At 38.8% G+C, this 11,288-nt stretch carries 10 protein-coding genes and 2 pseudogenes; 7 read left to right on the top strand and 5 right to left on the bottom strand.

The features are described 5' to 3' along the window. Window positions 1–169: IS66 family insertion sequence element accessory protein TnpA (gene tnpA / locus G322_RS24845; protein ID WP_022942325.1), on the bottom strand; the 169-nt coding region annotated here is incomplete at its 3' end. Window positions 170–250: 81 nt separating this feature from the next. Here tnpA and G322_RS20875 point away from each other — a divergent pair. Then, window positions 251–832, top strand: a pseudogene (locus G322_RS20875) (class 1 fructose-bisphosphatase); the annotation flags it as partial. 274 nt (window positions 833–1,106) lie between these two features. Here G322_RS20875 and G322_RS22850 read toward each other — a convergent pair. After that, window positions 1,107–1,926, bottom strand: a pseudogene (locus G322_RS22850) (transposase). A gap of 148 nt (window positions 1,927–2,074) precedes the next feature. On the opposite strand from G322_RS22850, the gene G322_RS0113720 reads away from it, so the two are divergent. From G322_RS0113720 to G322_RS0113710, 3 genes are read left to right on the top strand one after another with little or no spacing between them, the layout of a single operon-like run. After that, complete coding sequence (locus tag G322_RS0113720; RefSeq protein WP_022942322.1) at window positions 2,075–2,734, top strand: DUF1007 family protein; 660 nt, start codon at window positions 2,075–2,077, stop codon at window positions 2,732–2,734. Continuing rightward, window positions 2,727–3,632: a nickel/cobalt transporter gene (locus G322_RS0113715; protein ID WP_022942321.1), complete on the top strand. Its 906-nt coding sequence runs from the start codon at window positions 2,727–2,729 to the stop codon at window positions 3,630–3,632. Before G322_RS0113720 ends, G322_RS0113715 begins: the two co-directional genes overlap by 8 nt. 54 nt (window positions 3,633–3,686) lie before the next feature. Next, window positions 3,687–4,034: a hypothetical protein gene (locus G322_RS0113710; RefSeq protein WP_022942320.1), complete on the top strand. Its 348-nt coding sequence runs from the start codon at window positions 3,687–3,689 to the stop codon at window positions 4,032–4,034. A 47-nt stretch (window positions 4,035–4,081) separates the two neighbouring features. On the opposite strand, the gene asd is transcribed toward G322_RS0113710, so the two are convergent. Both asd and nadE read right to left on the bottom strand, forming a co-directional pair. Continuing rightward, on the bottom strand, window positions 4,082–5,194 hold the full coding sequence (asd, locus tag G322_RS0113705) for an aspartate-semialdehyde dehydrogenase (protein ID WP_022942319.1): 1,113 nt from the start codon (window positions 5,192–5,194) through the stop codon (window positions 4,082–4,084). Window positions 5,195–5,378: 184 nt separating this feature from the next. Continuing rightward, window positions 5,379–6,209 (bottom strand): ammonia-dependent NAD(+) synthetase, encoded by an 831-nt coding sequence (nadE, locus tag G322_RS0113700; RefSeq protein WP_022942318.1) that lies wholly within the window; start codon window positions 6,207–6,209, stop codon window positions 5,379–5,381. Window positions 6,210–6,368: 159 nt separating this feature from the next. Here nadE and glmU point away from each other — a divergent pair, with 159 nt between their 5' ends. Further along, entirely contained in the window at window positions 6,369–7,727 is a 1,359-nt protein-coding gene (glmU, locus tag G322_RS0113695) for a bifunctional UDP-N-acetylglucosamine diphosphorylase/glucosamine-1-phosphate N-acetyltransferase GlmU (protein ID WP_022942317.1), read from the top strand. 531 nt (window positions 7,728–8,258) lie between these two features. Here the strand turns inward: glmU and G322_RS0113690 are convergent. Beyond that, window positions 8,259–10,013: a DEAD/DEAH box helicase gene (locus tag G322_RS0113690; RefSeq protein WP_022942316.1), complete on the bottom strand. Its 1,755-nt coding sequence runs from the start codon at window positions 10,011–10,013 to the stop codon at window positions 8,259–8,261. A gap of 350 nt (window positions 10,014–10,363) precedes the next feature. Between G322_RS0113690 and G322_RS24585 the strand changes: the two genes are divergently transcribed. Beyond that, window positions 10,364–10,489, top strand: coding sequence for a hypothetical protein (locus G322_RS24585; RefSeq protein ID WP_281166526.1), 126 nt, complete (start codon window positions 10,364–10,366; stop codon window positions 10,487–10,489). Window positions 10,490–10,491: 2 nt separating this feature from the next. Next, window positions 10,492–11,217 (top strand): amino acid permease, encoded by a 726-nt coding sequence (locus G322_RS0113685; RefSeq protein WP_022942315.1) that lies wholly within the window; start codon window positions 10,492–10,494, stop codon window positions 11,215–11,217. The last annotated feature ends 71 nt before the right edge of the window (window positions 11,218–11,288 follow it).

The following is an 11,288-nucleotide window of genomic DNA, read 5'->3' as shown; positions in this document are numbered from 1 at the left end:
CTTTAGCGCGAACAAAGCTGTTGGATGTTAGGCCTAGTTTTTTCTTGAAAGTGTAGAAGCTAGACGTTGATAAGTGATGTTGTTGACAGTAATCTGAAATAGTTAACCCACTGGTTTGTTGATTTTTTACTAGGGTCTGCCATTGTGTTTCGTTGCGCGTTATTTTCATTGTTATTTCCTTTTATTTGACTTGAAAATAACATAACTGAGATCAGAAATTAGATGAAGGTGTGGTTGCCCTGACGCTTACGGCACGCCCGTTATATTAGCTGATTTTTTACAACCTGGTGATCAACAAGTGGCTGCGGGTTATGTTATTTATGGATCATCAACCATGTTGGTGTATTCAACCGGTAATGGTGTGCATGGCTTTACCTGCGACCCCTCTTTGGGCGTATTTTATCTTTCTCATGAAAATATGCAGATGCCTGAGAATGGTCAAATCTACTCTATTAATGAAGGTAATTACCAGAAGTTTCCACAAGGTGTCAAAAAATATCTTAAATATTGCCAAGAGATAGATGATGCTACGCAACGGCCTTATACTTCTCGTTACATTGGTTCGTTAGTCTCTGATTTTCATCGTAACTTATTAAAAGGTGGCATCTATATTTATCCTTCTACTGCGACCGCACCAGAAGGGAAATTACGTTTATTATATGAATGTAATCCAATTGCATTTTTAATGGAACAGGCTGGTGGAAAAGCGATAGATGGTAATCAGCGTATCTTAGAAATAGTCCCGACTGAGTTACATCAGCGAGTGCCTTTTTTCTGTGGAAGTACTGATATGGTTGATGACGTACAAGCAATGATGAACAAATATAACTAACCATAAGTTATATTTTGAAAGGGACTATTCCCGGGATTGTCAATTTATCCAAATAGGATGATTAAAAGTTATAAAATCATCCTTAATCTAAATTTTGGACGCCACTAGCGCTCATCCATTCAGAAAAGGCGCGATCACGAAATTCACGGTAGTGCTTTACTTGGGTACAGTCAACTTAGCAACTGCCTCACAAATTATGCGACAATCTGTGGATGAATAATTCTAATCTCTATACAGGTTATCGTTATCCTGCACAAATCATCAGCTATTCTGGTCAAGTCCAACCGGACACCTGACTTTGTAAATTTTCATCGCTAATCGGCGTTAAATCGCGAGTGTTGTATGAAATCGTTCATGGTTGTAATAACGGGTATATTCTTCAACATTCATCTTCATCGTTTCACGTGTTAAGTGAACAATATTTAATAACTATTCATTCTTTAAACTGCCAAAAAATCGTTCTACAGCTGCATTCTCTAAATAGGCACCAACACTACTCATGGCCGCTGTTATTTTATATATTTCAGTAAACGGCTAAATTGCCCACTCGTATATTGAGAGCCTTGATCGCTATGGGACATTAACCCTGCTTTTCTTAAGTTCTTACACATTTGACGAGAGCCTAAACTACCACGACTGCGTTTAAACAACTGTCGTGCAGTACGATGCATATTTAGCGCTTCTTCACTGATGATTTTGGCTGGACGTTCAAGCCAATCATAAAATGCACTACGGCTCACTTGTAGTACATTATAAAGTAGTTTTATTGGATATTTAGAGCGACTTGCTCGAATATACTGAAACTTTACTTTATTTCTCTTGCGAAGAAGGCACTGGATTTTTTTAGTATTTCTTTCTTCATGCGGAGTTGTTTAACTTCTTTTCACAAGGAGAGTAGCTCAACCTTCTCATCAACGTTTACAGTGGAACGAGCAAGTGCTTCTATTTTTTATTTCCAGCTATAAAGCAGGCTTGTTGTGATGCCTAATGCTGATGCAGCTTCTTGAACGCTGTAACCTTGCTCATTGAAGTAGTGCTAATGCTTCAGTTCTAAATTCACTGGTATAAGTTTTGTACTGACGTTTTGTATTCATGTTCACCTCGATAGTGGATAATTATCCAGAATTAAAGTGTCCAATTCCATTGGTATTTACTGCTAATAGATAAAATTATTATTTGACATCAAATATACTCCTAAAGTAGTATATTTGATGATTTTATTCCCACAAGACATTTAACCTTATGAATATCAGTCAGTTCCGTTTTTACCCTATTATTTTTGTCTGTTTGTTGTTCTTCTCTATAGCAACGGTTACAGCGCATCCGCATTCGTGGGTCTCGGTATTAACAGAGATTGAAGGGGACAATAAACAGATAACGGGATTAACCATGTTTTGGACGTTTGACTTGATGACGACTTCTTATACATTAGATGGTGAAGATCTTAGTGAGTCTCATCGCCAAAAAACCTTACAAAACCTTGCCGATGAGATGGTTGGAAACCTAAAGGAAAATGATTATTTTACCTATTTTAAAAAGCAACAGTCTAGGCTGCCATTTAAAGTTCCTCAGCAAGCGCGATTAATACTGGAAGATCATCAGTTGACGTTACATTTTTTCCTTGAGTTGGAAAAACCACTGTTATTACCTGTTACTGATCTTCATCTTCAGGTTTATGAAGATAGCTACTATGTTGATTTTCTTTGGTTACAAGCAAGTGATCTACAACTCAGTGAAAATTTTATGGCCGCTTGTGATATGAAGATTATTGAACCTAATCCAACCACAACGCAGATGATTTATGCGGCTTCTCTGCTAATAGATGCACAACCCGATAGCCAATTAGGGCCTATTTTTTCACAAAGTGTCACTATTAATTGTCAGGAAACGCGTGATGAATAAACCCTTATCGACTTATTTAGGTACAATTTTTGTGGCGATTATTATCTCATTAGTGATGATGTTATGGCACTTTTGGCCGGCCATGATCCTACAAGCGACGGCTTGGCAACGTGATATTTACCAGCAACTTGCGACTATGCTTTATCAAAGTGGTCAGGCTGACAAGACACTTATTGGTTATTTTTTAGGGTTTAGTTTTATCTATGGCTTATTGCACTCATTAGGACCTGGACATGGAAAGTTTATTGTTTCAAGTTATCTGTTAACATATCCAAGTCGTTATAAGTCGAGCCTCTATTTGACGGTGTACAGTGCTTTTTTACAGGCTGTTACTGCGATTGTTTTAGTCTCTGTGGGTAAGTATCTGTTTACACAGAGTATGCGCACGATTAATGAGCAAGCTTATACTGTCAGTAGTTATAGTTTCTATTTCATTATTGCACTGGGATTTTTCATGCTGTTGCAAATCACCTATTTTTTATTAAAAGGTGAAAAACATAAAGCGGGAAACTGTGGCTGTTGTCCATCAACGCCAATAAAGCATGATTCAAAAATTCCCTATTCTCATTCAATCAGCATGGGGCTGAGTATTGGTTTGCGCCCTTGTAGTGGCGCGCTGATGGTATTGTTATTAGCGGCAAGTTTACAACTGTATTGGTTAGGTATCGTTAGCGCACTAGCAATGGCATTTGGCACTGCTGTGACGACATCTTCACTTGCGCTGTTGACGATATCAGGCGCAAAAGTCGCTACTTTTTATGGCACGAAAAAAGAGAGCCATCAGCAAAGTAAAATTCATTATGCGTTACTCTTTAAGGTGTGTACTGCGCTATTTTTTATTTTGTTAGGTGTATTGTTAATTAGCTCTCAACCAGTCGAGATGAAAACATTTTTTTAGTAAATTTATTATTATCAGTTGTGATTAAACGGGTGATTAGATAAGGAAAATAGGATGATTAAACATTTATTTGGAATAATGCTGTTGTTCTCTTTTTTTGTCTCTCCGGCTGTTTATGCTGACACAATAACTCGTTCGCAAGTTCCTGAATTGATGGTTGAATGTAAGTCATACCGACAAGCTAAAATTGCGCCTCTGCGCCAAGCTGAAATTGAAAAGTGTGTGGAGAAAGGCAAAGAGTTAGATCGCTGTGAGTCTTTTAATGAAACCTTTGGTGAGACCCGCTACGAATATAATCGTTTGCAAATAGGGCTTTTTTGGGGAGATGATATTTGTGATAAAGCGTTAAAAAGTGAAAAGTATTTCCGCGCGAATCCAAGTAGTAAAGAGTATTCATGGTAAATAAAAAAGGCTTCGATTAAGAAGCCTTTAGCAATGTTAGAGAGGGTTTAGCTCTCTTGTAAAATATTCAACATGCGACGAATTGGCTCTGCAGCACCCCAAAGTAGTTGGTCGCCAACGGTAAATGCGCTGACATATTCAGGCCCCATTGAAAGCTTACGAATACGCCCAACAGGAATGCTTAATGTACCTGTTACTTTTGCAGGTGAAAGCTCAGAAATCGTTATATCACGCTCATTTGGAATCACTTTAACCCACTCATTATGAGCGTCTAAAATTCTCTCAATTTCAGCAACTGATACATCTTTTTTCAGTTTCATGGTGATCGCTTGGCTGTGGCAACGCATTGCGCCGATACGTACACATAAACCATCAATCGGTGTTTGATTATCACTGGTGCCTAAAATTTTGTTTGCTTCAACTTGTGCTTTCCACTCCTCTTTAGACTGACCCGATGGCATTGGCACATCGATCCAAGGAATTAAGCTACCCGCAAGGGCTACGCCAAACTGCTCTGTGGGTAAGTTATCACTACGAAGGTGCTCAGCAACTTGTTGATCAATCTCTAAAATAGCAGAAGCAGGATCGGCTAATTTATTTGCTACAACATCTTTAATTGACCCCATTTGACTGATTAGCTCACGCATATTACGTGCACCTGCACCAGAAGCTGCTTGATAAGTATGTGGTGTTACCCATTCGATCAAGTCTGCTTCAAACAAACCACCTAAAGCCATTAATAGTAGAGAAACGGTACAGTTTCCGCCAACATAGGTTTTAATGCCGTCTTTTAAGCCCTGTTTGATAACGTCTTTGTTAACAGGGTCTAGTACGATAATGGCATCATCTTTCATGCGTAGTGAAGAAGCTGCATCGATCCAGTAACCATTCCAACCACTTGCACGTAATTTCGGATACACTTCGTTAGTGTAATCGCCACCTTGACAGGTGATGATGATATCCATTTTAGCGAGCGCTTCAATTTCAAAGGCATCTTTTAAAGACTCAGTTGGTTTTCCGATATCAGGAGAGGCTAACCCCACTTGAGAGGTGGTGAAAAACACAGGATCAATCGTTGCAAAATCATTTTCAGCAGACATTCTTTGCATAAGCACAGAGCCAACCATACCGCGCCAACCAACTAAACCAACTTTTTTCATAGGACTAACTTCCTTTATAAAGTAACTGAATTTACAGTGATCATTAACCGAAGGGTAAATTTACAATAACCCTATGGTTAAGGCTAGTTTTTTGATCAATATCACCTTTTATTTTTGTTTTAATGAAACCGCGTGTAATTTAAAGTGTCCATTTCCGCATTGTGAGGCAAAATGGAGATATAACCTAATCGTAAATGGTAGGAATAGGCTGGCGTTTATGTTGCGTGCGTTGGTAGATAGTTATCAGTTTATCTTCAATCTCCTGTGGCACACTTTTCCCCTCTAAGAAATCGTCAATCTGATCATAAGTCATGCCTAAAGCAACCTCATCTTCAAGTTGTGGTTTATCCTCTTCTAAGTCTGCCGTGGGTGCTTTTTCAACAAGTAGGGCAGGAGCGCCAAGTTGTTTTGCGAGTGCACGAACTTGGCGTTTATTAAGGCCAAACAGGGGGGCTAAATCACAAGCGCCATCACCATGTTTAGTGTAAAAGCCGGTGATATTCTCAGCGCTATGGTCGGTGCCCACCACTAAACCACCTGTTAAACCTGCAATTTCATATTGTGCAATCATGCGCATACGTGCTTTGACATTACCTTTTACAAAATCAATATTAGTTTGATCGTTTAGTGTGATGCCACTTTCTTGTAAACCTTGCAGGGTACTATTGTGGATACCATCGGAGCCTGATTGCACATTAACCGTCACGCTATGTGAAGGCTGAATGAATTGCAAAGCAAGTTGCGCTTCATCTTCATCTTTTTGAATAGCGTAAGGCAAGCGTACGGCAATAAACTGATATTTTGTACTTTGCTCTGAAAGATTCAGTTGTTCAACGGCTAATTGACATAAACGTCCTGCGGTACTGGAGTCTACGCCACCACTGATACCTAAAACCAGTGTGTGACAATAAGCTTGCTGTAGTTTAGTTTTAATGAAATCGATGCGAGTTTGAATTTCTGAGTGCACATCAATGTTAGCTAACACGCGCATCTCTTTTAATATTTGTTGTTTCATTAAACTAAACCTATTTTTAAGAGTGATTAAAGGCTTATCTTATCGCAAACTGCTAAATAATTAATAATAAACAAAGAAAAATGTTATTTAATTATGCGCAGTTGTTTAAAAATTGGTTAAAATAGATTTTTTGCTTTCAAATAATATGGAATTGTTATTATGGCTTTAAGTGTCGTTATTCTTGCTGCGGGTAAAGGGACACGTATGTGTTCTCGTCTTCCAAAAGTGTTACACAAAATTGCAGATAAACCGATGGTGCAACATGTTATCGACACGGTAAAAGGAGTCGGAGCGGAAAATATTCACCTGATTTATGGTCATGGTGGTGAACAGATGAAAGAGAGCATTACTGAGCGCCGTCTTAATTGGATAAAACAGACTGAGCAACTGGGCACTGGTCATGCCATGCAAATTGCACAGCCCCATTTTAGAGAAACTGAAAAAATATTGATGGTCTATGGCGACGTGCCACTGCTGAGTATGCAAACGTTACAAAAATTAATTGATGTACAGCCAGAAGGAGGTATTGGTTTATTAACTGTATACCTTGACGATCCAACCGGTTATGGGCGTATTGAGCGTGTTGATGGTGATGTGGTTGCGATTGTTGAGCAGAAAGATGCCAGCCAAAATCAGCGTGAAATTAAAGAGGTTAATACCGGTATTTTAGTGGCAAGCGCCCGTGACCTGCGTCGCTGGTTACCCGCTTTGCGTAATGATAATGCCGCTGGTGAATATTACATTACTGATATTATTAAAATGGCACATCAAGAGGGGCGTATTATTCGCGCTGTTCATCCCACTAGCACCGTAGAGGTAGAAGGGGTTAACAACCGCTTACAGCTTTCAAAACTAGAGCGTGCTTATCAACTACAAGAAGCGGAAAAATTGTTGTTACGTGGGGTGATGCTACGTGATCCTGCACGTTTTGATCTGCGTGGAGAGCTTACTTGTGGTCAAGATGTTGATATCGATATTAACGTCATCATCAAAGGTAATGTTAACTTGGGTGATGGTGTGGTGATTGGTGCTAACTGTATCTTAATCGATTGTGATATTGAAAATAATGTTGAGATTAAAGCTAACTCTATCATCGAAGGTAGCCGTATTGGTGATAATTCAACCATTGGTCCATTTGCACGTATTCGTCCTGAAACAGTGATTGAAAAAGATGTACATGTGGGTAACTTTGTAGAGATTAAAAAATCAACACTGGGTAATGGCACTAAATGTGGCCACTTAAGTTATATTGGTGACAGTACCTTGGGCCGTCGCGTAAATATTGGTGCTGGTGTTATTACCTGTAATTATGATGGTGCGAATAAATATCAAACTAAAATTGGTAATGATGTTTTTATTGGTAGTGACTGCCAGCTGATTGCGCCAGTGAGCATTGGTAATGGTGCAACAACGGCAGCAGGTACAACGATTGTTAATGATGTGCCAGAGAACGCATTAGCGGTCGCACGTACAAAACAGCGTAACCTGAATGACTGGAAGCGCCCAACAAAAAAATAGTATTATTTGTTACCTTTTTTAAATAGCCCGATCTGCATAGATTGGGCTTTTTTGTTTCTGAAATAGGCGAAAAAAAGGCAAAAAAAACCACTCTATTAATGGGCCTTAAATAGAGTGGATAAAGGTCTTCAAATCGAAGAAAACTATGGTCACCTATATTTCAGGTCATCATATCAAGTATTAAAAATGGGACTTTCTAATACTTTACAACTAATTCAAATGGGTGCTCTCCTTAGTGCAAAGGTATAATGACAAATTGAATGAGTAAATAATAGAGTAGAGTGGGGGAATTTCATAAGTGGGAATAGTTAATTGTTATAAAACAAACAGTTAAGTTATTTTTAGCTAAGTATTATCTTCATAAGTTTGTAATTGATTTTTTTATTGTGTGGATTGCTGAGATGAATGTTATTTTCGTTATAAATCAAACTATTAGCTAGTATGTTGGTTGTTTTTTTTCAGTTGAATGGATCTATGGGCACAAAAAAGGGTGCTAAGTAGCACCCTTAATATGGATAGCGTAGAGAAGAATTAATCTTTACGTATTTTCAACTGGCGTTTACAAACATAAACACTTTCAAGATGTTTTAGTGTTTTTTCTGGCATGCCTTTAGGCAATTCAATGGTTGAATAATCATCATTAAGTTTGATATCACCGATGAAACGACTGTTAATATCTGCTTCATTTGCAATTGCACCAACGATGTTTTTAACTTGTACACCGTGTGAACGGCCAACATCTAAACGGTATGTTTCTAACTCAATATCTGTTGGACGACCACGGCCACGCGGTTTGTCTCCGCCATGGTCATTGCGGTCGCCACGGTCGTTACGATCACGTCCGCGATCGCCACGTGGGCCACGATCATTTCTGTCACGACCACGGCCATTACGATCACCACGGTCAAAACTACGATCATTTGAACGAGGCTCAACGAATTTTTCTTCTACTGGCTGTAATGGTTTCTCTTTTTGCGCAAGGAAAAGCAATGCAGCAGCAAGGTCTAAATCATCAATTTCAGTGTTATTTTCAATTTGTTCAAACAGCGTACGGTAGAACGTTAGGTCTTCACTTTCACAAATAGAGAACAGTTGTTTTTGGAAGTTTTCAATACGTGTTTGTGTTACTTCATCACGTGTTGGTAAATCCATAATAGTAATTTCTTGACGTGTTGCGCGTTCAATTGCTTTTAACAAGCGACGTTCACGAGGTGCAACAAATAAGATTGCTTTACCTTTACGACCAGCACGACCAGTACGACCGATACGGTGAACATAAGACTCTGTATCTGTTGGGATATCGTAGTTAACCACTAAGCTTATGCGTTCAACATCTAGTCCACGTGCGGCAACATCTGTAGCGACCAATATATCTAAACTGCCCGATTTAATGCGTGCAATAGTACGTTCACGCAGTTGCTGGTTCATATCGCCATTTAGGGCCGCACTGCGGTAACCGCGCGCTTCTAAACGTTCAGCTAATTCAACCGTTGCTGTTTTGGTACGTGCAAAGATAATTACGCCATCAAACTCTTCTGTTTCTAACATACGTGTTAATGCGTCAAGTTTATTAACACCACGTACAATCCAGCATTTCTGTTCGATATTCTCAACCGTTGATGTTTTTGCTTTAATCTTAACTTCAGTTGGATTATTCATGTAACGTTTCGAGATGCGTCGGATTTGCTCTGGCATGGTTGCTGAGAAAAGCGCAGTTTGGTGCTTCTCTGGCATATCTTTCATGATAGTTTCAACATCATCAATGAAACCCATACGTAACATCTCATCAGCTTCATCTAGTACTAACGTTGTTAGACCTGAAAGATCTAACGTTTTACGTTTAAGGTGATCCATAATACGACCAGGCGTACCAACAACAACCTGTGGGCCACGGTTTAGTTGCTTGAACTGAATATTGTAGCTTTGGCCACCGTAAATTGGCATAACGTGGAAACCACGTAAATGACGAGAGTAACTTTGGAAAGCTTCTGCAACTTGAATTGCTAACTCACGTGTTGGTGCTAATACCAATACTTGTGGTTTCTTAATGGATAAATCGATATTTGCTAATAGTGGTAATGCAAAGGCACCCGTTTTACCTGTACCTGTTTGTGCCACGCCTAAAACGTCTTTACCGTCTAATAGAAGGGGAATTGTTTGTGCTTGAATTGGAGAAGGTACTTCATAACCCATCTCTGAAACGACTTTAGTTAATGCTTCTGGTAAATTTAAGTCGTTAAAAGTAATAATATTTTCTGTGTTTTCTGTTGCATTTGACTCTGACATAGAGGCCTCATGATTTCGTGTAAATTCTGCGTTTTAGCGGTGCGTAAACGCGCTAATCCAGATATACCTACGTCACCTCAATGGTTTCAATGTAAATTGAGACCATTTAATAATTCTCGCGTGTTTATAAAAATATTATTACGCGCAGTAGGTTTAATCTGAAGATTTCGTAATAATCCAACATGGATCACATTACGAGGGTGGCGCATTCTACTTGATCTGTTCATAAAATGCTCGTGTTATTTGAAGTTATTCACAAAATAGAGAAAATAATGGTCATTTTACTTGTTTATTGTTAATAATTGAGTTTACAAGAGTCGTTATTATGATTTTTTAATAAGGAGAATAACTTGTCTACCTCAAATCAATCGATCACTGTTACGCATGGTGTAGGATTGTTGGTCTCTGCTTTATTAGGCTCTGATGTATTATTGTTGCATCTGTTGCGGGAAGTTGGTCACTGCTGGCGTGGTTAATCGTGGGCTTGCTGATTTTACCTATTGTTTTTACTTTTGCCGTATTAGGTAAAAAATATCCTCATGCGGGTGGTACTGCTTATTTTGTGCTGTTAGCATTTGGCGATAAAGTAGTACGCATTGTTAGTTGGTTATTTATTTGGGTGGTTGCACTGGGCGCGCCTGTTATTGTTATCACGGGTGCTAATTTTTTAGTGAATGGATTAACGGCCATTGGCTTGATAGCAGAATCCACGCAACAGACATTATTTATCTGTTCAGTATTTATATTATTTTTACTTTTGGTTGTTAACCTTTTTGGTCTGAAAACCGCTGCTGTGGTGCGAACCCTATTAAGTATCTGCATTGTCAGTTGTTTATTGTTTGTCTCTATTAATAGCCAATATTCCTATCCTTTTCAGTTATCCAATATTGCCTTAAGTGCGACCTATATTCTTTGGTTTTTTTTAGGTATTGAAGCGATTGCCCATCTAGCCAATGATTTTAAAAATCCCCATCGTGATTTTCCATTAACTATTATTATTGGCACTATTATTACACTCGTTGTTTATAGTCTGATCAGTTTGAGTCTATTGCAGATGCACTTTTATGGTGATGAGCAGGCAAATCTTAATTCAGTGATCAATTTAGTCGCGTTAAGTCTGGAGCAGAAAGGTTATATGCTGGTTTCATTTGCAGGTTTTTTTACTTGTTCTATCTCTGTTATACCATTCCGCATAATATTGTGATCAGGGCTTGTTGAGGAAAAATGATGAAGAGCAAGGCGCATGATTGAGTAATAGCTAGCTATTGCGATTGA

Source organism: Psychromonas hadalis ATCC BAA-638, from assembly GCF_000420245.1.
Lineage (GTDB): Bacteria > Pseudomonadota > Gammaproteobacteria > Enterobacterales > Psychromonadaceae > Psychromonas > Psychromonas hadalis.
The sequence above is the reverse complement of the archived record's forward strand: the minus strand, read 5'-3'. Positions and strand labels throughout refer to the sequence as shown.